The organism is Bradyrhizobium sp. B124 (assembly GCF_038967635.1).
GTDB lineage: Bacteria > Pseudomonadota > Alphaproteobacteria > Rhizobiales > Xanthobacteraceae > Bradyrhizobium.
Map to the genome: position 1 here is coordinate 2,116,111 of NZ_CP152413.1, position 20,821 is coordinate 2,136,931.

Below are 20,821 nucleotides of genomic sequence, written 5' to 3' on the forward strand. Positions count from 1 at the left end.
CATGCCGACCATTGAGCGCATCGACAGTTTTGCCGACGAACTCACCGCCATCAGACGGGATCTGCATGCGCATCCCGAGATCGGCTTCGAGGAGGTCCGCACCTCAGGCATCGTCGCCGACAAGCTGACGAGCTGGGGCATCGAGGTACATCGCGGCCTCGGCGGCACCGGCGTGGTCGGCGTGCTCAAGGGCAAGGGCAACAGCAGCAAGAAGATCGGCCTGCGCGCCGACATGGATGCGCTGCCGATGGAAGAGAACACCAATCTGAAGTGGCGCTCCACCATCCCCGGCCGCTTCCACGGCTGCGGCCATGACGGCCACACCACGATGCTGCTCGGCTCGGCGCGCTATCTCGCCGAGACCCGCAATTTCGACGGCACGGTGCACTTCATCTTCCAGCCGGCCGAGGAAGGCCTTGGCGGCGCCCGCGCCATGATCAAGGACGGCCTGTTCAAGCAGTTCCCCTGCGACGAGGTCTACGGCCTGCACAACGCGCCCGACCTCAACCATGGCGAGATCGCGATCCTGCCGGGCCCGGCAATGGCCGCAGCCGACTTCTTCGACATCAGGATCCAGGGCTACGGCGCGCATGGCGCGATGCCGGAGCGCTCCAAGGACGCGGTCGTGATCGCAATGACGCTCGGACAGGCGTTGCAGTCGATCGTCAGCCGCAACGTCGATCCGCTACAGGCTGCGGTGCTGTCGATCACGCAGATCCATTCCGGGTCGGCGTACAACGTCATTCCCGGCGAAGCCTGGATGTGCGGCACGGTGCGCTGCTTCTCCGACGAGATCCGTGAGCTGATCCGCAAGCGGATGCGCGAAATCGCAGCCGGCTTTGCGGTGGCATATGGCGCCGAAATCTCGGTCGAGATCCGCGACGGCTTCAGCGTACTGGTGAATCAGGAAGAGCAGTCCCGCGTCGTCGAGGAAGTCGCGCGCACCGTTGTCGATCCGGCCAAGGTGATCACCCGCTCGACGCCCAAGATGGGCAGCGAGGATTTCGCCGACATGATGCAGGCCATTCCCGGTGCGTATTTCTGGGTCGGCCATGACGGTTCGGTGCCCGTGCACAATCCCGGTTACGTTCTCGACGACAAGATCCTGCCGATCGGCGCCAGCATGTTCGCCCGCATCATCGAGAAGCGTATGCCGGCAGGTGCGCATGCATAGGCCGAAAGAGGACGCCATCACGTCGCTGCACGATCTCTCCGCCGTTGACCTGCTGGCCGGCTACCGTGCCAAGCAGTTCTCGCCGTCCGAGGTGCTGGAAGACATCATCTCCCAGGTCGCGACCTGGGAGCCGCACATCAAGGCGCTGTATCTGTACGACCCTGACGGCGCGCGGAAGGTCGCCAAAGCTGCGACCGAGCGCTGGCAGCAGAGCGAGCCGGTCGGCACGCTCGACGGCGTGCCCGTCACCATCAAGGACAACGTCGCGACCAAGGGCCAGCCGGTGCCGCTGGGTGCCGCCAGCGTCAAGCTTGTGCCTGCGGAAAAGGATGCGCCGCCTGCCGCGCGGCTGCGTGAAGCCGGCTGCGTGATCTTCTCCAAGACCACGATGCCGGATTACGGCATGCTGTCGTCGGGGCTGTCGTCGTTCCATCCCCTCACCCGCAATCCCTGGGACATCAGCAAGAATCCCGGCGGCTCGAGCGCAGGCGCCGGTGCGGCCGGCGCGGCCGGCTACGGCCCGCTGCATCTCGGCACCGACATCGGCGGCTCGGTGCGGCTGCCGGCCTCCTGGTGCGGCCTCGTCGCCCTGAAGCCGAGCCTCGGCCGCGTGCCGATCGACCCGCCCTATGTCGGCCGCGTCGCCGGGCCGATGACCCGAACGGTCGACGACGCCGCGTTGATGATGAGCGTGCTGTCGCGTCCCGACCGCCGCGACGGCATGAGCCTGCCGGCACTCGAGGTGAACTGGAAGGCGCTGGAGAAGTCGCCGCGCAAGCTGCGCATCGGGCTGATGCTCGATGCCGGATCCGGCCAGAAGGTCGAGAAGGAGGTTCGCGAGGTCGCCGTCAAGGCAGCGAAGGCGTTCGAATCCGCCGGTGCCGTCATCACCGAGATCGACGGCATCCTGACGCCTGAGATGCTCGAGGGGCTCGACAATTTCTGGCGTGCGCGGACCTGGGACGAGTTGTCGAAGCTGTCGCAGGCCGACCGCGGCAAGACGCTGCCCTACATCCTCGACTGGGCCGAGGCCGGCGCAAAGCTCTCCGGCGTCGACGTGGTGCGCGGCTTCAACCAGACGATGGCGATCCGCGCGGCCGCGGCAAAGCTGTTCTGCGAGGTCGACTATGTGATCTCGCCGGTGTCGCCGGTCGTGAACTTCCCGGCGGAGTTCGCAGCACCCCTCAACGACCCCGCAAAGCCGTTCGAGCACATCTGCTTTACCGTGCCGTGGAATATGTCGGAGAACCCCGCGCTGTCGATCAACGCCGGCTACGACAAGAAGGGCTTTCCGATCGGCGTCCAGATCATCGGCCGGCGCTTCGATGACATCGGCGTGCTCGGCATCGGCAAGGCGTTCGAAGGCCTGCGCGGCCCGCAGAAGCCGTGGCCGACGCCACCGAAGAAGTAGCGCCTCAACGCAATCAGGATGCGCGGAACCACGCCGCGCATCCCTCTTCTTCACAAGGGATGATTGCCGGGTTAACTGAATGGAGACGCGCGCCAGCGCCGTTCATTCAAGAAAACCGAGAGGAAATCATCCCCATGGCGTATGAGACGATCAAGTACGAGGTCGCCGAGCAGATCCTGACCATCACGCTGAACCGGCCCGACAAGCTCAACGCCTTCAACGCCACGATGCAGCAGGAGCTGATCGACGCGTTCGACCAAGCCGACAAGGACGACGACGTCAGGGCGATCATCGTGACCGGGGAAGGCCGCGGCTTCTGCGCCGGCGCGGATCTATCCTCCGGCGCCAACACCTTCGACCGCGATGCGCGGCGCGGTCCGGTCAAGCGCAATGCCGACGGCAGCGTCGACTACAGCGATCCGCAGGTGCGCGACGGCGGCGGCCAGGTGACGCTGCGTATCTTCAAGTGCCTGAAGCCTGTGATCGCCGCGGTGAACGGCCCGGCGGTCGGTATCGGCGTCACCATGCAGCTTGCGATGGATATCCGCATTGCCTCCGAAGCCGCGCGCTTCGGCTTCGTGTTCTCCCAGCGCGGCATCGTGCCGGAGGCCGCCTCGAGCTGGTTCCTGCCGCGCATCGTCGGCATCTCGCAGGCACTGGAGTGGTGCTACTCGGGCCGCGTCTTCCCGGCACAGGAAGCGCTCGCCGGCCGCCTCGTCAGCAAGGTGGTGCCGCCGGAGGATCTGCTGCCGACCGCGCGCGCGCTCGCCAAGGAGTTCGCGGCCAAGACCGCGCCGGTATCGGTGGCGCTGATCCGCCAGATGATGTGGCGCATGATGGGCGCCGACGATCCGATGGAGGCGCACAAGGTCGACAGCCGCGGCATCTATGCCCGCGGCCGCTCCGAGGATGTCAAGGAAGGCGTGGTATCGTTCCTGGAAAAGCGTCCCGCGCAGTTCAAGAACAAGGTGTCGTCGGATATGCCCGACTATTTCCCATGGTGGCAAGAGCGCGACTATAAGTGAGCGAACGGCGTCCCGCGGCGTCCACACCTGACGGCGTCGTCCTGCTGCACGGCATCAGCAGGACGGCGCGCTCGTTTCGCAGGATGGAGCTGGCGCTCAGGGATGCCGGTTTTGCCGCGCTCAATCTCGACTATGACAGCCGGCGCAAGGGGCTCGATGCGCTGGCCGAGGACATCCACCCTTCGCTCGATCGCTTCGCGCAAAGCCTCGACGGCTCCGTGCATTTCGTCTGCCATTCGATGGGTGGCCTGCTCGCCCGCGTCTACCTCGCACGACATCGCCCCGCGCGGCTCGGCCGCATCGTGATGCTGGGCACGCCGAATGGCGGCAGCGAGATCGCCGACCGCCTGAAACACCTCGCGGCCTATCGCGCTTTCTTCGGTCCGGCCGGCCAGCAGCTCGTCACCCGCCGCGATGCCGCGACCAGCGCATTGCTGCCGGCGATCGACTATTGCGCCGGCATCATCGCCGGCAACCGCTCGGTCTATCCGATCACCTCCATGGCCCTGCCCCGGCCGCATGACGGCCGGGTGTCGGTCGCCAACACCCGGCTTGACGGCATGGCCGATCATATCGTGATCCGCACCTCGCATCCCTGGCTGGTGCGCAACCGGGAGGCGATCGCACAAACGCTTGTGTTTTTGCGGGAGGGAAGATTTGCGAAGGCGTAGGGTGGATTAGCGAAGCGTAATCCACCATTACTTGGCAAGACGTGGCGGGTTACGCCTTCGGCTAACCCGCCCTACGCACTTCACCTGGTCAACAGCGCCACACGCCCGATCGCCTTGCGTTCGATCAACAGCCGCATCGCCTTCGCATAGTCCTCCAGCGGCAGCCGATGTGAGATATTCGGTCGCACCCGGCCGGCCTCGGCCCATTCGCTCAGCGCCTTGACCCTGACCTCGCCGAGCGCGGGGTTCTTCCGCACCGCCTCGCCGGCACGAACGCCGAGCACGCTCGCGCCCTTGATCATCAACAGATTGGTGCGGGCAAGACCGATGCCGCCGGTGAAGCCGACGACGAGAATGCGCGCGCCCCAGTTGATGCAGCGCATCGAGTTCTCGAACACCTCGCCGCCGACGGGATCGAACACCACGTCGGCGCCGCGGCCATCGGTGATGCGCTTGACCGCGTCACGAAACGGCTCGCGCGTGTAGAGCACGAGATGATCCGCGCCGCGTGCTTTCGCGATCGCGAGCTTCTCCTCGCTCGAGGCCGCCGCGATCACGGTGGCGCCGAGCAGCTTGCCGATCTCGACCGCAGCAAGCCCGACGCCGCCGCCGGCGCCATGCACCAGCAGCACCTCGCCCGGCTTGATCTGCCCGCGATCGATCAGCGCGTGATGCGCCGTGCCATGCGCGGCAAGGAAGGTCGCACCTTCCGCATAGTCGAAGGTCGACGGCACCGGCACGAGCTGCGACGGTGTCGCGACCGTCTCGTCGCAATAAGCGCCAAAACGCATCTTGACGATCACCTTGTCGCCAATAGCGACGCCGGCCGCGTCATTGACCTCGACGACATCGCCGGCAGCCTCCGAGCCCGGCGTGAACGGCAGCGGCGGCTTGAGCTGGTACTCGCCCGCGGCCATCAGGATGTCGGGGAAATTGATCCCGGCGGCACGGATCGCAACACGCACCTCCCCCGGCTGCAAGGGCACCGAGGCAAAATTCTCGAGCTGAAGGCGCTCGGGCGAACCGAGCTCACGGCAAACGACAGCTTTCGGCATCAGGCGGCTCGTGCCTTGAGGCGGGCCAGCGCCTCGCGGATCAGCGGCAGGCGGTCGTTGCCGAAATACATGTCGGTCTTGTCGAGATAGATCGTGGGCGAGCCGAAGCCGCCGCGCGCCATCACCTCCTCGGTGTTGGCCTTGAGCTGATCCTTGATCGCCTGGTCGCCGATACCGGCCAGGAATTGCGCCGGATCGATCCCGAGCTTGGTGCAGATCCCGGTCAGCACCGCATCCTGCGAGATGTCCTTGTCGTCACCCCAATAGGCCTCGAACACCGCGCGCGCGAACGGCACCATCTTCTCGTTGCCGAGCCAGATGCAGCCGCGCATCGCCTTGACGCTGTTCACCGGGAACACGGTCGGCGGCATCTTGATCGCTAGCCCAGCCGAGCGCGCCCAGTCGCCGAGATCCTTTTTCATATAGCGGGCCTTCAGCGGCACCGGCTTCTCGCGCTGCGCGTAGACCGACGGATTGACGGTGTTGAAGATGCCGCCGACCAGGATCGGCCGCCAGGTGATCGGCGCGTCGAACTCCTTCGCAATCGGCTGAATGTTGTGCCAGGCGAGATAGGTCCACGGGCTGGAACAGTCGAAGAAGAATTCGATCATTGGCGTTTCCCTTTGTCTTTTCCATAGTCATTGTCGTCATTCCGGGATGCGCTGCAAGGCGCGGACCTCGCGACTGTGTCGCGCCGCGGAATAACTGACATTATTTCTTCTCGACCAGCTCCTTCGCACGCTGGCCGAACATGTTCTTGCGTGATTCCTCGTCAAACGGCTCCTTGACGAATTTTCCGATCGCAAGGCCGGCCTGCACCTGCGGGCGGGCACGCACGGCCGCGTACCAGCGCTTGATGTTCGGGTAATCGTCGAGGGTGAAGCCCTGCGCCTTGTGGGTCATGGTCCAGGGAAAGCAGGCGATGTCGGCGATCGAATAATCGTCGCCGGCGATATAGGCACCGGTCTTGCCGAGCTGGCGGTCGAGCACGCCATAGAGCCGCGCGGTCTCGTCGCGGTAGCGTTCGATCGCGTAGGGAATCTTCTCGGCCGCATAGAGCGCGAAATGGCCGTGCTGGCCGAGCATCGGCCCGAGGCCACCCATCTGCCACATCACCCATTGGATGACGTTCGACCGCGCACGCAGCTCCCTGGACAGGAAGCGGCCGGCCTTGTCGGCGAGATAGATCAGGATCGCGCCGGTCTCGAACACCGAGAACGGCCCGCCGCCGTCGGCAGGCGCATGATCGACAATCGCAGGGATGCGGTTGTTCGGGCTGATGGCCAGGAATTCCGGCCGGAACTGCTCGCCGGCCCGGATGTTCACCGGGACCACCTGATAGGGCAGCCCCAGTTCCTCAAGCATGATCGAGATCTTCCAGCCGTTCGGCGTCGGCGCGTAGTGCAGGTCGATCATCGGCGTCCTTATTCCCCGTCACAAAGACTTTTGTTGTTCTGTACCTCCACTCTAGGACATGGCACACAGGCGCTCAATCAGAACCCAGCGGGAGGCACCCATGCTGTTTCCAACCACGATCGCAGGCTCCCTGCCGAAGCCGGAATGGCTCGCCGAGCCGAACATGCTGTGGGCGCCCTGGAAATCGGAAGGCGCCGAACTCGCCCGCGCCAAGCGCGACGCCACGGTGCTTGCGGTCAAGCTGCAGGAGGATGCCGGCGTCGACATCGTCACCGAGGGCGAGCAGGCGCGCCAGCACTTCGTGCACGGTTTCCTGGAGCGGATCGAGGGCATCGATTTCGCCCACAAGGTCGAGATGGGCATCCGCAAGGACCGCTACAAAGCCATGGTCCCGCAGGTGGTCGCGCCGCTGCAGCTCAAGGGACGCGTCCATGAAAGCGAGGCGCGTGCCGCGCGCGCCCACACCAGGAACAGGCTGAAGTTCACCCTGCCCGGTCCGATGACGATCATCGACACCATCGCCGACCAATATTACGGCGACCGCGTGAAGATGGCCTTCGCCTTCGCCGAGCTGTTGAACCAGGAGGCCAAGGCACTGCAGGCCGACGGCGTCGACATGATCCAGTTCGACGAGCCGGCCTTCAACGTCTACATGGACGAAGTCCGCGACTGGGGCATCAAGGCGCTCGAGCGCGCCGCCGAGGGCCTGACCTGCGCCACCGCCGTTCACATTTGCTACGGCTACGGCATCAAGGCCAACACCGACTGGAAGCAGACGCTCGGTGGCGAGTGGCGGCAATATGAAGAGACCTTCCCGGTCATCGACAAGAGCACGATCCAGCAGGTCGCGATCGAATGCCGCAACTCGAAGGTGCCGATCGAACTGCTCGCGGCACTCCCCGGCAAGATCGTCCAGGCCGGCGTGATCGACGTCGCCAGCGACGACGTCGAGACTGCGGAGGATGTCGTCAAGGTGATCGAAGCCGTCGCAAAGCATGTCCCGAAGGGCAACATCATCGCGACCACCAATTGCGGCATGGCCCCGATGCGGCGTGACATCGCCGAAGCCAAGCTGATCGCGCTCGGCGCCGGCGCGAAACTGGCAAGGCAGCGGCTGGCGTAAGGGCCGCGCCGGCGGCTCAGCCCAAGGCAGCCGCCGCGCTCGGATGCAGCACCGGCCGATAGCCGGCCTGAAGCGCACGGACGGTCGACGGCGGCGTCAGCAGCATGGCGGGAGCGATCACGTCGGCCCGCTCGTAGCCGGCGAACGACCAGCGCAATGTCCTGCCACCGGCAACGAGATAGCTCTCGCCGTTCGCCTGCATCATCGCGCCGTCAGGTAGCGCGGCGAGCGGCATCGGCAGTGGATGCAGCCGCTTCTTGCCGCGGTCGAGCCGCTCGGCATGCAACACCGCATCCATCGCCTTGGCGCTGAGATCGCTGACGCCGTTACCTTGCTCCCACGCGGCACGAAACCGCTTGGCGTCGTCGCGGCGGCAGTAGAAGCAGGGCCGGTGGCCGGCTGCGAATGCGGTCGCTTCATCGAGGAAGAACAGCTCGGTCCAGCTCTGCCGGCTCATCACCTCGCGTCGCCGTCCCCTGAACTCGCAGACGCAGGTGAGCCAGGCCGGACTCGACCAGCGCTTGTTCAAAAGCGTCCGCGCCGCGGGATCGTGGATGATGCCGCGATTGCCGGTGAAGGTGCCGCGATGTTTTGACGCGACGATGTCGCCTGTCGGGGTGACGCGGTTTTGCAGGGGCATGCTTCTGACTTCCCCTCGCCCCGCTCTTGCGGGGTCGAGATGAGCGGAGCTCCCTCTTAGAGGGTCGGGGTGAGGGGCTGTGTCCGCAAAGATAGTAGGAGATGAACTCGCGGTGAGTCCCCCTCACCCGGATCGCATCTAGCGACGCGATCCGACCTCTCCCCGCAAGCGGGGCGAGGTGACTCTTTACGCCGCCCCGTCGCGGATCGGCGGCTGGAACGACAGCGCGGTGTCCCAAGGAAAGAAGATCCAGGTGTCCTGCGACACCTCGGTGATGTAGGTGTCGACCAGCGGGCGGCCCTTGGGCTTTGCGTACACCGTTGCGAAATGCGCGTCGGGCAGCATCTCGCGCACCAGCTTTCCGGTCTTGCCGGTATCGACGAGGTCGTCGACGATCAGAAGCCCCTTGCCGGTGCCGCCACCGAGCTTGGCGGTCTGCTCCGAAATGCCCTTGAGCACTTTCAGGTCACCCTGCTTGTCGTGGTCGTAGCTTGCGACGCAGACCGTATCGATCACCCGCAAGCCGAGCTCGCGCGCCACGATCGCCGCCGGCACCAGCCCGCCGCGGGTGATCGCGATCACCGCGTGGAACGGGCCGACCTCGTTGAGACGCCAGGTCAGCGCCCGGCAATCCCGATGGAATTGATCCCAAGAGACCGGGAACGGCCTGCCGGCCCGATCCTGCGCATTCTGTTCAGAATTTCGTTCAACCATGTCGCCTCAACCCGCCGGCTTCTTCTGCGCGGCCTGCACCTGCTTCAACATCTCCTTCACCGCGGCCATCGCCGCGGCGAGCTTCTCCGGATCGCGCGAGCGCACCACCAGATTGGTGTTCGGCTTCTGGTTCTCGTCCTGGAACGGATAGCTGCCGATGATGGTGTCGGGATTGGCTTCCGCGATCGCCCGCAGCGGGCCGCCGATGTCGCCTTCCCTTGCGTCGGCGCGGACCGAGTCCGACAGCATCCGCACGCCGGATTTCAGCGTCGGCGCCACGATGTCCATCATCGCCTGCATGATGGTGGGGATGCCGGCCATCACGATGACGTTGCCGAGCTTGAAGCCCGGCGCCAGGATGGTCGCACTCTGGATCAGCTCGGCGCCGTCGGGCACCCGGGCCATCCGCAGCCGTGCTTCGTTGAGATCCTGCTCGGTCCAGCGCTCCCTGAACCGCGCCACCACGTCGGGATGATGGTGGATCTCGACCCCGAACGCCTTCGCCACGCTGTCGGCGGTGATGTCGTCATGGGTCGGCCCGATGCCGCCGGTGGTGAACACGTAATTGTACCTATGCCGCAGCGCATCAAGGGCGGACACGATGTCGGTCTCGTTGTCGGCAACGACGCGGACCTCTTTCAGGTCGATGCCGATATTGGTCAGGTATTCGGCGATGAAGCCGATGTTCTTGTCCTTGGTCCGGCCGGACAGGATCTCGTCGCCGATCACCAATATCCCCGCCGTGACGATCTCGCTCATGGTCTCATTTCCTTAAACTTGATCCCCTGACATTGCCGTTCCAATGCCTTGATGTCACGGGGTTTTGCCGCCGAATTAAGCAGACCTCAGCCGGTTTTTCGGGCAGGCCTTCCGCCTCACCCTTAGCAAATGCCAGAAGCCAATGCATATCGCGCTGGCCCGCCCCTTGCTACCATCCCATCAAGTCATGCACTGTGTCACATGGCTTGGGAGGGCAATCGGGATATATGGCAGTCGCGTTCGATGAGATGAACGGCCTCGGCGAGGATCTCCGCCCGGCCTACCAGGAGCTCTCCCGCTGGCTCAAAGAGACGCCGCCGGATGCGCTCGAGTATCGACGCCAGGAAGCGGAGCTGCTGTTCCGCCGGATCGGCATCACCTTCGCGGTCTACGGCGATTCCGAGGCCCAGGAGCGGCTGATCCCGTTCGACGTCATCCCGCGCATCATGTCCGCGACCGAGTGGACGCTGCTGGAGAAGGGCCTCAAGCAGCGCGTGCTCGCGCTCAACATGTTCCTCAAGGACATCTATCACGGCCGCGACATCCTGCGCGCCAACATCATCCCCGAAGACCTGATCTTCCAGAACCCGGTGTTCCGGCCGGAGATGAACGGCCAGGACGTGCCGCACGACATCTACGTCCACATCGCCGGCATCGACATCATCCGCACCGATCCGGACAATTTCATCGTGCTGGAGGACAATGCGCGCACGCCGTCCGGCGTCTCCTACATGCTGGAAAACCGCGAGATCATGATGCGGCTGTTTCCCGACCTGTTCGCGCGGCACCGCGTCGCGCCGGTCGAACGTTATCCGGACGAGCTGCTGTCGGCGCTGCGGTCGGTGGCGCCGCACAGCGCCTCGGCCGAGCCGACGGTCGCGCTGATGACGCCCGGCGTTTACAACTCGGCCTATTACGAGCACTCCTTCCTGGCCGACAAGCTCGGCATCGAGCTGGTCGAGGGGCGCGACCTCATCGTCAAGAACGACGAGGTGTTCATGCGCACCACCGAGGGGCTGAAGCGGGTCGACGTGATCTACCGCCGCGTCGACGATGACTTCCTCGACCCCCTCACCTTCCGACCGGATTCCGCGCTCGGCGTCCCCGGGCTGATGTCGGCCTACGCGGCCGGCAACATCACGCTCGCCAACGCGGTCGGCACCGGCATCGCCGACGACAAGGCGATCTACTCCTACATGCCCGATATCGTGAAATTCTACCTCAGCGAGGAGCCGATCCTGAAGAACGTGCAGACCTGGCGCTGCCGCGAACCGCAGGATCTGTCCTACGTGCTCGACAACCTCGCCGACCTCGTCGTCAAGGAGGTGCACGGCTCGGGCGGCTACGGCATGCTGATCGGCCCGGCCGCCACCAAGGCGACCATCGAGGCGTTCCGCGACAAGCTCAAGCGCGAGCCGGAGGGCTTCATCGCCCAGCCGACACTGGCGCTGTCGACCTGCCCGACCTGCACCGACAAGGGCCTGGCGCCGCGCCATGTCGACCTCCGCCCGTTCGTGCTGACCGGCTCCAGCCACACCACCATCGTGCCGGGCGGGCTGACCCGCGTCGCGCTGAAGGAAGGATCGCTCGTGGTCAATTCGAGCCAGGGCGGCGGTACCAAGGACACCTGGATATTGAGTGAGTGATTTGAAGCCAAACGCGCTGCGCGAGCCCTCCCTCCCCCTGCAAGGGGGAGGGTCGGGGTGGGGGTCGGCCGCATACGCCGAATGGAGAGAGGACCCCCACCCGCCGCTGCGCGTCGACCTCCCCCTTTCAGGGGGAGGTGAAACACGTTTCGTCTTGTAGGGACTATCGCATGCTGTCGCGCACCGCCGAAAACCTGTTCTGGCTGGCCCGTTATGTCGAACGCGCCGAGTATCTCGCGCGCACGATCGACGCCACGCTCCGTGTCACCGCATTGCCCGCGGCCTATATCGGCAAGACCAATGAGTGGGATTCCGCGCTGCTCACCGCCGGTGTCGGCGCGGCCTTCTACGACCATTACGAAGAAGCCAACGAGCGAAACGTCGTCGAGTATCTGTCCTTCTCGTCGGAGAATCCGTCCTCGATCAAGAACTGCATCGAGGCCGCGCGGCTCAATTCGCGTTCGGTGCGCACCGCGCTGACGTCGGAGATGTGGGACACCATCAATTCATCGTGGATCGAGCTGCAGGCAGTCTGGAACAAGGGGCCCGCCAACCGCGAGGAGCTGGCAAAATTCCTGCGCTTCGTGCAGGAGACCTCGCTGCGCTTCGACGGCTCGGCCTACCGCACCATGCTGCGCAACGACGCCTACTGGTTCTCGCGGCTCGGCGTGCATCTCGAGCGCGCCGACAACACCGCCCGCATTCTCGACGTCAAGTATCACATGCTGCTGCCCGAGGAGGAGCATGTCGGCGGCCCGCTGGATTACTACCAGTGGACCTCGATCCTGCGCTCGGTGTCGGCAACGACCGCCTATCACTGGGTGTACCGGGAAACCCTGAAGCCCTGGCTGATCGCCGACCTCCTGATCCTCAACGACACGCTGCCGCGGTCGCTTGCCAGCTGCTACAGCAACCTGGTGCGCAATCTGGACCAGATCGGCGTCGCCTATGGCCGCCAAGGCGCCGCCCAGCGCCACGCCCGCGGCATCAGGAACCGGCTCGAGCACAGCCATATGGACGATATCTTCCAGCACGGCGTGCATGAATTCATCCAGGAATTCCTTGCCGATAATTCGCGGCTGGGTGAGATCGTCGCCAAGCAATATTTGATCTGACCGCGCCGCGGGAAAAGTGCTCAAAATGTCGTCATGACCGGGTCGATCCCGGTCACCCACGTCTTGCTTTCGCGGCCGATTAGGAAGAAAGACGTGGATGCCCGGGGCATGATGTTCCTGCCCCAGAAGACCGACTGAATCCCGGTTGAACCATGCGCCTGCGGATAGCCCACACCACCACCTATCGCTACGAGCCGGCGGCTTCGGGCGTGATCCAGATTCTGCGGATGACGCCGGGCAGCCATGACGGCCAGTATGTCGCCGACTGGCAGATCGATGTCTCGACCGATTCCCGGCTCGACACCCATGAGGACGCGTTCGGCAACGTCACCCATGTGCTGACGCACGGCGCGATCACCGACCTCACGATCCATTGCGAGGGTCTGGTCGAGACCCAGGACACCGGCGGCGTGCTGAAAGGCACCGACGAGCGGTTTCCCCCGAGCCTGTTCCTGCGCCCCACGCCACTGACCGATCTCAACCCGGCGATGACGAGTTTCGTGCGCGAGCTGCGCGCGGAAGCAGGTAGCGACGTGCTCGGCTTCCTGCACGCGGTGATGGTGCATATCTACGAGCACATGACCTTCGACGAGGACCCGACCAACAGTGCCACCTCGGCCTCCGAGGCGTTCGCGCTGAAGCGCGGGGTCTGCCAGGACTACGCGCACATCCTGATCGCCTGCGCGCGCGCCGGCGGCGTTCCGGCGCGGTTCGTCTCCGGCCACTTCCTACGCTCCGACGGCATGGTCAACCAGCAGGCCGGCCACGCCTGGGCCGAGGCCTTCGTGCCCGACCTCGGCTGGGTCGGCTTCGACCCCGCCAACGGCATCTGCACCACCGACGCCCATGCCCGCGTTGCGATCGGCCTCGATTATCTCGGTGCCGCCCCGGTCCGCGGCACCCGCTATGGCGGCGGCAACGAGACGCTGTCGGTCGCGGTCAAGGTCGACCAGGCCGGCCGCCCCGGACAGTGGCAGAGCCAGACGCAGTCGTAAGAAGCCTCCTGGTCGTCATTCCGGGGCGCGCCTTTTGGCGCGAACCCGGAATCCATTCGTCCGCACAACCGGTGGCGCGATGGATTCCGGGCTCTCGCTTCGCGAGCCCTCAGGTGCGCAATTGCGCACCGGGGAATGACGATCGCAAGATGCGAGCATGCTATGATCGCTGCCGCAAACCGGATCAGCGAGAGAAACCATGGCAACTGTGAAACTGATTTCCGACGACGAACTCTCGGCCGACGCACGCGCCGTCTTCGACGACATCCGCAAGACGCGGAACTCGGACTTCATCAACAATTTCTGGCGCGCGCTCGCGCATGATCCGAAGACGCTGCGGCGGACCTGGGAGAGCATCAAGGAGGTGATGGCGCCGGGCGCGCTCGACCCGAAGGTCAAGGAAATGCTCTATGTTGCGGTCTCGGTGGCCCATGGCTGCAGCTACTGCATCCATTCGCACACCGCGAGCGCACGCGCCAAGGGCATGACCGAGGCCGAATATCAGGAAATGCTGGCGATCGTCGGCATGGCCGCCGAAACCAACCGGCTGGTCACTGCGCTCGGCGTGCCGGTCGACGAGGCGTTCCTCGTCGGCGCGGCGGATGCGTAGGCTGGACAGGCTTTGCCTCCCTCATCCTGTCATTCCGGGGCGCGCTAAGCGCGCCCCGGAATGACCGCTATATCGCGGTCACTTGTCCAGCCAGACATCCTCGAAGCGCAGATTGTTGTACTGGCTGTTGTCGTGTGGATGAAAGTTCTTCACGTAAGGCTGCCAGCAATTGCCGGCCGATGAGTGCAGGATGACCGGACGCGCCGCGTCGTCGACCAGCAGGCGCTCGATGTCGAACACGATATTGCGGCGCTTGTCCTTGTCGACCTCGCGCGACTGCGCAGCCAGCAATCTATCGACCTCGGCATTGCAATACTGGGTATAGTTGCGCTCGGAGTTGCAGGAATAATTCTCGACCAGATTGCCGTCGGGATCGTCGACGCTGACGCCGGTGACATTGAGGCCGATCGTGTAATCCTTGCGTTGCAGCCGCGAGTACCAGCGCGGTGTGTCGAGGATATCGAGCTCGGCGACGATGTAGATCTTCTTGAGCTGGTCGGCGAGGATCACCGCCGGATCGCGATAGGTCGGCAGATTGCGGGTCTGGATCTTGATCGACAGCGGCTTGGCGTCGCTGTAGCCGAGCTTCTGCATGATCGCCTGCGCATCCGCGAGGTTCTTCCCGGTATCTGCGCCGTAGCCCATCAGCGTCGACAGGATCTCCGGCGGCATGCCCCATTCGCCTTCCGGCTTGGCCTGCATCGCGCCGCCGAGCCGTCCGGTGCCTTCGAACAGGATGCTGTTGAAGGCCTGGCGCTCCAACGCCAGCGACATCGCCTTGCGGATATCCGGATTGTCGAACGGCGGATTGACGCGGTTGACCAAGAGATTGATCTGCAGATTGGTCGAGGTCATCTCGCAGATCGCGTTCGGCGCGCGCGCCTTCACGTCCTTCATCAGGGGAATGCTGACGTCGGATGGAAAGGTGATGTCATAGTCGCCGGTCGCGAACGCCAGCATGCGCGTGGCCCGGCTGTCGATCGAGCGCACCGTGATCTCGTCGAGATACGGCCGGTCCTTCTTGAAGTAATCCGGGTTGCGGACGAGGCGGATCGAATCGCCGCGCCGGAATTCGACGAATTTGAACGGCCCGGTGCCGATCGGCTTGGTGCGCATCACCTGCTGCGGCACGTGGCAGGGATAGACCACCGAGAAGGCGCTGGCGAGCAGCGCCAGCAGGCCGGGCTGCGGCTCGGTCAGCTCGAAGGTCGCTTCATCGTCGCCATTGACGCTGACGTCCTTGAGCTTCGAATACCAGACCTTGCGCGGATTGCGCTTGAAGTCCTGTGTCTCGCTCTTGCCGATCAGCATTCGCCAGGTGCACTGCACGTCCTTGGCCGTGAACGGCTGGCCGTCATGCCACTTCACGCCATGATGCAGCTTGAAGGTGAGTTTCGTGTTCGTGGAATCCCACGACCAGCTCTCGGCAAGGTCAGGGATCACGGTGTCGATGCTTTCATGCACCTTGGCCGGATCGAACACCACGAGATTGTTGAAGACCGCCGCGAACGGCATCACCGAGGCGATGGTGGATTCCTCGAGCAGCGAGGTCGAGGGCGGGTTGTCGTTGTGATAGAGCCGCAAGGTGCCGCCCTTCTTCTGGGCCGATGCAGGGCTCGCAGCCATCACGGCTGTGCCCAATGCCATGATGCACATGGCCAGCTTGAACGACATTCTCGCCTCCCGGAATTCTTGTTGTTCTTGTCGATTGCAGGCAGTCGACCACAACGCCGGGTGCCTCGCAATGAGACGAGGCGCCGATCATTGCCGGCTGCGTGCAACGCAGAACGAGGCCGGCACGAACCGCGATTTCAGGACGGGTCCTGACACGGACCGTCGCCGGCCCCCTCGTATGTCCCGTCACGGGGAATTGGGGTTGGATGCGACCTCGAAATTGGCTACACGTTTGGCGCCGAGAAACTCGGACCGTTTGAGGGCTGTAAATGACCTATTGCTGCGGAATTCTGGTGCGCGACGGCCTCGTCATGATCGCCGATACCCGCACCAATGCCGGCCTCGACAACGTCTCGACCTTCCGCAAGCTGCACATCTTCGAAAAGCCCGGCGACCGCATCATGGCGATCGCCAGCGCAGGGAATCTCGCAATCAGCCAGTCGGTGCTGTCGACCCTGACCGAGGGCATGGAAGATCCGCACACCGGCGAGCTCGAGACGCTGATGAATGCGCCGACCATGTTCCAGGCGGCGCAGCGGATCGGCCGCGCCATCCGGTCGGTGCATGCGACCGAGGGCGATGCGCTGCGTTCCGAGGACATCTCCTTCGACGTCTCGTTCCTGTTCGGCGGCCAGATCAAGGGCTCGCGGATGCGCCTGTTCATGGTCTACACCGCCGGCAACTTCATCGAATGCACCACCGACACGCCGTATTTGCAGATCGGTGAGCACAAATACGGCAAGCCGGTGCTCGACCGCGCCATGCATTACGACGTCGAGCTCTACGAGGCGCTCAAGACGGGTCTGATCTCGATGGATTCGACGATGCGCTCCAATCTCGGGGTCGGCCTGCCGATCGACGTGCTGGTGGTGCGCACCGACGCCTGCGAGGCCGATCTCAATCACCGCATCGAGGCCGGCGAGCCCTATTTCCACGATTTGCGCTCGCGCTGGTCGGCAGCGCTGCGCGCGGCGCACCAGAACATTCCACGCCCACCCTACAAGAACGAAACCGAAGCAAAAACCAAGTAAGAGGAAACTCGGATGACCGAAGCAACCAGCAAGATCGCGCTCGTCACGGGCGCCGGCACCGGTGTCGGACGCGCGGCATCGCTCGCTTTGATGGACAAGGGCTACACCGTGGTGCTCGCCGGACGCCGCATCGAGATGCTGGAAGAGACCGCCAAGCTCGGCCCTGCCGGCAAGAGCCTGTGCGTCTCGGCCGACATGGCCAACCCGGCCGCGATCGCCGCGCTGTTCGACAAGGTGAAGGCGACCTATGGGCGGCTCGACGTTCTCTTCAACAACGCCGGCATGGGCGCACCGCCGGTGAATTTCGAGGATCTGCCGCTCGAGCAGTGGCAGGCCGTGGTCAACACCAACCTCACCGCGCCGTTCCTGTGCACCCAGCATGCCTTCCGCATCATGAAGGACCAGACGCCGCGCGGCGGCCGCATCATCAACAACGGCTCGATCTCGGCGCATGCACCGCGGCCGTTCTCGGCGGCCTACACCTCGACCAAGCACGCCATCACCGGCCTGACCAAAGCCTCCAACCTCGACGGCCGCATGTATGACATCGCGGTCGGCCAGGTCGATATCGGCAATGCCGCGACCCCGATGACCGATCGCATGGTCAACGGCCCCGGCGTGCTGCAGCCGGACGGCACCACCAAGCACGAGCCGCGCATGGACGCCAAGGCGGTCGGCGACGCCGTCGCCTACATGGCCGGCCTGCCGCTCGACGCCAACGTGCTGTTCATGACGGTCATGGCGACCAAGATGCCGTTCGTGGGGCGGGGCTGATCCTTCTCCCTGCTTGCGGCAGGACTATCACGTTGGGATGGCCGGGCTTGTCCCGGCCATGCCGTTTCCAAGGCCCACTGCCAAAATATCGAAAACAACCCCATGCAAAGTAGCCGGCAGCTACCCGGCGTTCGACACCGCAACTTGACACGTCGGGCAAATCAGCGATATTTTTCCATTATTCCGAAATTGCGCACCGTCATTGCGAGCGAAGCGAAGCAATCCATGCCTCCGCATGTGGCAAGATGGATTGCTTCGTCGCTTCGCTCCTCGCAATGACGGGTGGGGATAGCCCCCCTACTCCAGCTTCTCGACATCCCGCAGCGTCGGGAACAGCTTCATCCAGAGCAGCGCGACCGCAACCGTCGCGACGCCGCCGAGCACGGCTGACGGCACGGCGCCGAGCAGCGCCGCGGTGACGCCGCTCTCGAACTGGCCGAGCTGGTTCGAGGCGTTGATGAACAGGAAGTTCACCGCGCCGACGCGGCCGCGCATCTCGTCGGGGGTGGCGAGCTGCACCAGCGAGAAGCGGATCACGACGCTGATCGTATCGGCGGCGCCGAGCACTGCGAGCACCAGCGCCGACAGCCACATCCAGTGCGACAGCGCGAACACCGCCGTCGCGACGCCGAACACGATCACCGACTGGAACATGCGCATGCCGACGCGGCGGTTGATGGTGTGCCGCGCCAGCACCATCGTCATCAAGAGCGCACCGACCGCGGGCGCGGCGCGCAGGATGCCAAGCCCGAGCGGGCCGGTTTGCAGGATGTCGCGCGCATAGATCGGCAGCAGCGCGGTGACGCCGCCGAACAGCACCGCAAACAGATCGAGCGAGATGGTGCCGAGGATCGCCGGATTGCTGCGAACGAAGGTGACGCCGGCATACAGGTCATCCGACACCTCGCCGTTCTTCGCCGCCGCCTGCTGCAGCCGGCCGATGCCGCCGGTCAGCAGCGCGCCGAACAGCCAGAACACCATCATGATGCCGTAAGGCGCGCTCGGCATCATTGCGTAGGCAAGACCGCCGAGCGCGGGTCCGGTGATGGTCGCGACCTGGGCGGCGCCGCTCGAGATCGCGGTCGCCCGCTGCAGCGCGCCTTGCGGCGCGATCAGCGGCAACAGCGCGGCGGTCGCCGGGCTCTCGAACGCGCCGGCGATTCCGAGCACGAAGGTCGCAGCGAAGATCTGGATCTCGGAGATGGTGCCGGCAAATGTGCTTCCGGCGAGAAATAATGCGGTCAGTGCTTCCGCCACCTGGCAGGCCTGCACCACGCGCTTGCGCTCGAAGCGGTCGGCGGCGTGGCCGGCGACGAACACCAGCAGCGCCGTCGGCAGGAACTGCACCAGTCCAACCATGCCGAGATCGAACGCGCTCCCAGTCAGATCATAGATCTGCCAGCCGATCGCCACCGCGCCGATCTGGCTGGAGAAGCGCGACAGGCTGCGCGACGACAAAAAGAACAGGAACGGTCTGTGGCTGAGCAGATCGCGGGCACCGGCCGGCGTGGCGGAGGACATGCATGATTGCGTGACTGAGCCCCTGCAACTTGTCAATGGATTCGGGATGAACGCGCAACAGCATTGCGCTGCGCGAGGCCCCTGCCCATAATCGCCCGAGGGTTCTTGGGGGCGTGATGCTGCAGTTGCAATCGGCGTTCGGCGTGGTGGCGTTGCTCGTGATCGCCTGGGCGTTGAGCGAGAATCGCCTGAAGGTGTCGCTGCGGCAGGCGGCGATCGGACTCGTCGTCACGATCGTCACCGCGCTGTTGCTGATCAAGGTGCCGCTGGTGACGCAGGCCTTCGGGGCGATCAACGATGCCGTCGGCACCATCGCGGCCGCGACGCGCGCCGGCACCGCCTTCGTGTTCGGTTATGTCGGCGGCGGTCCGGCGCCGTTCGATCCCAAGGCGCCGGGCTCGGATTTCATCCTCGCCTTCCAGGCACTGCCGATCGTGCTGGTGATGAGCGTGCTGACGACGCTGTTGTTCTATTGGCGCGTGCTGCCGCCTGTGGTGCGCGGCATGGCCTGGATTCTGGAGCGCACGCTCGGCGTCGGCGGCGCGGTCGGGCTTTCGACCGCGGCCAATATCTTCCTCGGCATGGTGGAAGCCCCACTCTTCATCCGCCCCTATCTGGCGCAGCTCACGCGCAGCGAATTGTTTCTGGTGATGACCGGCGGCATGGCCGGGATCGCCGGCACCGTGCTGGTGCTGTATGCGACGCTGCTCGCGCCGCTGATATCAGATGCGGCCGCGCATTTCGTTATCGCCTCGGTGCTCGGCGCGCCGGCCGCGATCCTGGTCAGCCTGATCATGGTGCCGGAAACGTCGGACCAGCGCACCGGCGGGTCGCTCGACGATCCCGATGTTCAGGTGTCCTCGACGATGGACGCGATCGTGAAGGGCACCGCCGCCGGGCTCGAGCTGCTGATGAACATCATCGCGATGCTGCTGGTGCTGGTCGCGCTGGTGTATCTCGTGAACGCGATCATCGGCCTGCTTCCGGAAATCGGCGGCGCCAAGATCTCGCTGCAACGCTTGCTCGGCTACGTCATGGCGCCGGTGTGCTGGCTGATGGGCCTGCCATGGTCGCAGGCGATCACGGCGGGAAGCCTGATGGGCACCAAGACCGTGCTGAACGAGCTGATCGCCTATGTCGACCTTTCGAAGCTCGGCCCCGACGCGCTCGATCCGCGCTCGCGGCTGATCATGCTCTACGCGATGTGCGGTTTTGCCAACTTCGCGAGCCTCGGCATCATGATCGGCGGCCTCGGCATCATGGCGCCGGAGCGGCGCGACGAGATCAACGCGCTCGGGCTGAAGTCGGTCGTCTCCGGCACGCTGACGACGTGCCTGATGGGCGCGATCGTGGGGATGATGACAGCGCCGTAGCCCGGATGAAGCGCAGCGCGATCCGGGGCAGTGCTGACCGTGTGCGCGAATCCCGGATTTCGCTTGCTCTATCCGGGCTACAAAACCGGCGTGA

The 20,821-nt window shown here is 64.8% G+C and carries 20 protein-coding genes; 12 read left to right on the forward strand and 8 right to left on the reverse strand.

Annotated elements, in window-relative coordinates; translation table 11 throughout:
- The first annotated feature begins 1 nt into the window (after position 1).
- From AAFG13_RS10180 to AAFG13_RS10195, 4 genes are all read left to right on the forward strand, one after another.
- Positions 2 to 1,174 (forward strand): M20 aminoacylase family protein, encoded by a 1,173-nt coding sequence (locus AAFG13_RS10180; RefSeq protein WP_342711927.1) that lies wholly within the window; start codon positions 2 to 4, stop codon positions 1,172 to 1,174.
- On the forward strand, positions 1,167 to 2,585 hold the full coding sequence (locus AAFG13_RS10185) for an amidase (RefSeq protein WP_342711928.1): 1,419 nt from the start codon (positions 1,167 to 1,169) through the stop codon (positions 2,583 to 2,585). The genes AAFG13_RS10180 and AAFG13_RS10185 overlap by 8 nt, the downstream gene beginning before the upstream one ends.
- 134 nt (positions 2,586 to 2,719) lie before the next feature.
- Complete coding sequence (locus AAFG13_RS10190; protein ID WP_342711929.1) at positions 2,720 to 3,610, forward strand: crotonase/enoyl-CoA hydratase family protein; 891 nt, start codon at positions 2,720 to 2,722, stop codon at positions 3,608 to 3,610.
- Positions 3,607 to 4,281 carry an alpha/beta fold hydrolase gene (locus AAFG13_RS10195; RefSeq protein WP_342711930.1) on the forward strand — a complete coding sequence of 225 codons (675 nt, stop codon included), beginning with the start codon at positions 3,607 to 3,609 and terminating at the stop codon, positions 4,279 to 4,281. Before AAFG13_RS10190 ends, AAFG13_RS10195 begins: the two co-directional genes overlap by 4 nt.
- 80 nt (positions 4,282 to 4,361) lie before the next feature.
- On the opposite strand, the gene AAFG13_RS10200 is transcribed toward AAFG13_RS10195, so the two are convergent.
- The 3 genes from AAFG13_RS10200 to AAFG13_RS10210 form a co-directional block, all read right to left on the reverse strand.
- Positions 4,362 to 5,336 carry an NADPH:quinone oxidoreductase family protein gene (locus tag AAFG13_RS10200; RefSeq protein WP_342711931.1) on the reverse strand — a complete coding sequence of 325 codons (975 nt, stop codon included), beginning with the start codon at positions 5,334 to 5,336 and terminating at the stop codon, positions 4,362 to 4,364.
- Positions 5,336 to 5,947, reverse strand: a complete 612-nt coding sequence (locus AAFG13_RS10205; protein ID WP_212309898.1) for a 2-hydroxychromene-2-carboxylate isomerase — start codon at positions 5,945 to 5,947, stop codon at positions 5,336 to 5,338. Before AAFG13_RS10205 ends, AAFG13_RS10200 begins: the two co-directional genes overlap by 1 nt.
- 100 nt (positions 5,948 to 6,047) lie before the next feature.
- Complete coding sequence (locus AAFG13_RS10210; protein WP_212309899.1) at positions 6,048 to 6,752, reverse strand: glutathione binding-like protein; 705 nt, start codon at positions 6,750 to 6,752, stop codon at positions 6,048 to 6,050.
- Between the two features lie 100 nt (positions 6,753 to 6,852).
- Here AAFG13_RS10210 and AAFG13_RS10215 point away from each other — a divergent pair, with 100 nt between their 5' ends.
- Positions 6,853 to 7,875 carry a methionine synthase gene (locus AAFG13_RS10215; RefSeq protein WP_342711932.1) on the forward strand — a complete coding sequence of 341 codons (1,023 nt, stop codon included), beginning with the start codon at positions 6,853 to 6,855 and terminating at the stop codon, positions 7,873 to 7,875.
- Between the two features lie 16 nt (positions 7,876 to 7,891).
- On the opposite strand, the gene AAFG13_RS10220 is transcribed toward AAFG13_RS10215, so the two are convergent.
- The 3 genes from AAFG13_RS10220 to AAFG13_RS10230 all read right to left on the reverse strand — a co-directional run bounded on the left by AAFG13_RS10220 (position 7,892) and on the right by AAFG13_RS10230 (position 9,988).
- Positions 7,892 to 8,515 carry a hypothetical protein gene (locus AAFG13_RS10220; protein ID WP_342711933.1) on the reverse strand — a complete coding sequence of 208 codons (624 nt, stop codon included), beginning with the start codon at positions 8,513 to 8,515 and terminating at the stop codon, positions 7,892 to 7,894.
- A gap of 186 nt (positions 8,516 to 8,701) precedes the next feature.
- Positions 8,702 to 9,229, reverse strand: a complete 528-nt coding sequence (gene gpt / locus AAFG13_RS10225) for a xanthine phosphoribosyltransferase (RefSeq protein ID WP_092115219.1) — start codon at positions 9,227 to 9,229, stop codon at positions 8,702 to 8,704.
- A gap of 6 nt (positions 9,230 to 9,235) precedes the next feature.
- The gene (locus AAFG13_RS10230; RefSeq protein ID WP_342711934.1) at positions 9,236 to 9,988 is read right to left on the reverse strand and encodes a molybdopterin-binding protein; all 753 of its coding nucleotides are present in this window, start codon (positions 9,986 to 9,988) and stop codon (positions 9,236 to 9,238) included.
- A 227-nt stretch (positions 9,989 to 10,215) separates the two neighbouring features.
- On the opposite strand from AAFG13_RS10230, the gene AAFG13_RS10235 reads away from it, so the two are divergent.
- From AAFG13_RS10235 to AAFG13_RS10250, 4 genes are all read left to right on the forward strand, one after another.
- The gene (locus AAFG13_RS10235; protein ID WP_163161604.1) at positions 10,216 to 11,634 is read left to right on the forward strand and encodes a circularly permuted type 2 ATP-grasp protein; all 1,419 of its coding nucleotides are present in this window, start codon (positions 10,216 to 10,218) and stop codon (positions 11,632 to 11,634) included.
- 170 nt (positions 11,635 to 11,804) lie between these two features.
- Positions 11,805 to 12,749: an alpha-E domain-containing protein gene (locus tag AAFG13_RS10240; protein WP_092115222.1), complete on the forward strand. Its 945-nt coding sequence runs from the start codon at positions 11,805 to 11,807 to the stop codon at positions 12,747 to 12,749.
- Positions 12,750 to 12,901: 152 nt separating this feature from the next.
- On the forward strand, positions 12,902 to 13,744 hold the full coding sequence (locus AAFG13_RS10245) for a transglutaminase family protein (protein ID WP_342711935.1): 843 nt from the start codon (positions 12,902 to 12,904) through the stop codon (positions 13,742 to 13,744).
- 199 nt (positions 13,745 to 13,943) lie between these two features.
- The gene (locus AAFG13_RS10250) at positions 13,944 to 14,354 is read left to right on the forward strand and encodes a carboxymuconolactone decarboxylase family protein (RefSeq protein ID WP_212309904.1); all 411 of its coding nucleotides are present in this window, start codon (positions 13,944 to 13,946) and stop codon (positions 14,352 to 14,354) included.
- Between the two features lie 78 nt (positions 14,355 to 14,432).
- Here AAFG13_RS10250 and AAFG13_RS10255 read toward each other — a convergent pair whose 3' ends face one another.
- On the reverse strand, positions 14,433 to 16,028 hold the full coding sequence (locus AAFG13_RS10255) for an ABC transporter substrate-binding protein (protein ID WP_342711936.1): 1,596 nt from the start codon (positions 16,026 to 16,028) through the stop codon (positions 14,433 to 14,435).
- Positions 16,029 to 16,297: 269 nt separating this feature from the next.
- Between AAFG13_RS10255 and AAFG13_RS10260 the strand changes: the two genes are divergently transcribed.
- Positions 16,298 to 17,059: a proteasome-type protease gene (locus AAFG13_RS10260; protein ID WP_050406373.1), complete on the forward strand. Its 762-nt coding sequence runs from the start codon at positions 16,298 to 16,300 to the stop codon at positions 17,057 to 17,059.
- 12 nt (positions 17,060 to 17,071) lie between these two features.
- Positions 17,072 to 17,833, forward strand: a complete 762-nt coding sequence (locus AAFG13_RS10265; protein WP_021077765.1) for an SDR family oxidoreductase — start codon at positions 17,072 to 17,074, stop codon at positions 17,831 to 17,833.
- Between the two features lie 297 nt (positions 17,834 to 18,130).
- Here the strand turns inward: AAFG13_RS10265 and AAFG13_RS10270 are convergent, their stop codons facing one another.
- A complete protein-coding gene (locus AAFG13_RS10270; protein WP_342711937.1) occupies positions 18,131 to 19,354 on the reverse strand; it encodes an MFS transporter in 1,224 nt (407 codons plus the stop codon).
- A gap of 116 nt (positions 19,355 to 19,470) precedes the next feature.
- Between AAFG13_RS10270 and AAFG13_RS10275 the strand changes: the two genes are divergently transcribed.
- Complete coding sequence (locus AAFG13_RS10275; RefSeq protein ID WP_342711938.1) at positions 19,471 to 20,727, forward strand: nucleoside transporter C-terminal domain-containing protein; 1,257 nt, start codon at positions 19,471 to 19,473, stop codon at positions 20,725 to 20,727.
- The last annotated feature ends 94 nt before the right edge of the window (positions 20,728 to 20,821 follow it).

Bases quoted from the DNA above. Each gene is read 5' to 3' on its own strand.
- AAFG13_RS10220 (WP_342711933.1), bottom strand. From the start codon at position 8,515: ATGCCCCTGCAAAACCGCGTCACCCCGACAGGCGACATCGTCGCGTCA.
- AAFG13_RS10230 (WP_342711934.1), bottom strand. From the start codon at position 9,988: ATGAGCGAGATCGTCACGGCGGGGATATTGGTGATCGGCGACGAGATC.
- AAFG13_RS10180 (WP_342711927.1), top strand. From the start codon at position 2: ATGCCGACCATTGAGCGCATCGACAGTTTTGCCGACGAACTCACCGCC.
- AAFG13_RS10270 (WP_342711937.1), bottom strand. From the start codon at position 19,354: ATGTCCTCCGCCACGCCGGCCGGTGCCCGCGATCTGCTCAGCCACAGA.
- AAFG13_RS10200 (WP_342711931.1), bottom strand. From the start codon at position 5,336: ATGCCGAAAGCTGTCGTTTGCCGTGAGCTCGGTTCGCCCGAGCGCCTT.
- gpt (WP_092115219.1), bottom strand. From the start codon at position 9,229: ATGGTTGAACGAAATTCTGAACAGAATGCGCAGGATCGGGCCGGCAGG.
- AAFG13_RS10250 (WP_212309904.1), top strand. From the start codon at position 13,944: ATGGCAACTGTGAAACTGATTTCCGACGACGAACTCTCGGCCGACGCA.
- AAFG13_RS10240 (WP_092115222.1), top strand. From the start codon at position 11,805: ATGCTGTCGCGCACCGCCGAAAACCTGTTCTGGCTGGCCCGTTATGTC.
- AAFG13_RS10245 (WP_342711935.1), top strand. From the start codon at position 12,902: ATGCGCCTGCGGATAGCCCACACCACCACCTATCGCTACGAGCCGGCG.
- AAFG13_RS10190 (WP_342711929.1), top strand. From the start codon at position 2,720: ATGGCGTATGAGACGATCAAGTACGAGGTCGCCGAGCAGATCCTGACC.
- AAFG13_RS10255 (WP_342711936.1), bottom strand. From the start codon at position 16,028: ATGTCGTTCAAGCTGGCCATGTGCATCATGGCATTGGGCACAGCCGTG.
- AAFG13_RS10265 (WP_021077765.1), top strand. From the start codon at position 17,072: ATGACCGAAGCAACCAGCAAGATCGCGCTCGTCACGGGCGCCGGCACC.
- AAFG13_RS10215 (WP_342711932.1), top strand. From the start codon at position 6,853: ATGCTGTTTCCAACCACGATCGCAGGCTCCCTGCCGAAGCCGGAATGG.
- AAFG13_RS10235 (WP_163161604.1), top strand. From the start codon at position 10,216: ATGGCAGTCGCGTTCGATGAGATGAACGGCCTCGGCGAGGATCTCCGC.
- AAFG13_RS10260 (WP_050406373.1), top strand. From the start codon at position 16,298: ATGACCTATTGCTGCGGAATTCTGGTGCGCGACGGCCTCGTCATGATC.
- AAFG13_RS10205 (WP_212309898.1), bottom strand. From the start codon at position 5,947: ATGATCGAATTCTTCTTCGACTGTTCCAGCCCGTGGACCTATCTCGCC.
- AAFG13_RS10185 (WP_342711928.1), top strand. From the start codon at position 1,167: ATGCATAGGCCGAAAGAGGACGCCATCACGTCGCTGCACGATCTCTCC.
- AAFG13_RS10275 (WP_342711938.1), top strand. From the start codon at position 19,471: ATGCTGCAGTTGCAATCGGCGTTCGGCGTGGTGGCGTTGCTCGTGATC.
- AAFG13_RS10210 (WP_212309899.1), bottom strand. From the start codon at position 6,752: ATGATCGACCTGCACTACGCGCCGACGCCGAACGGCTGGAAGATCTCG.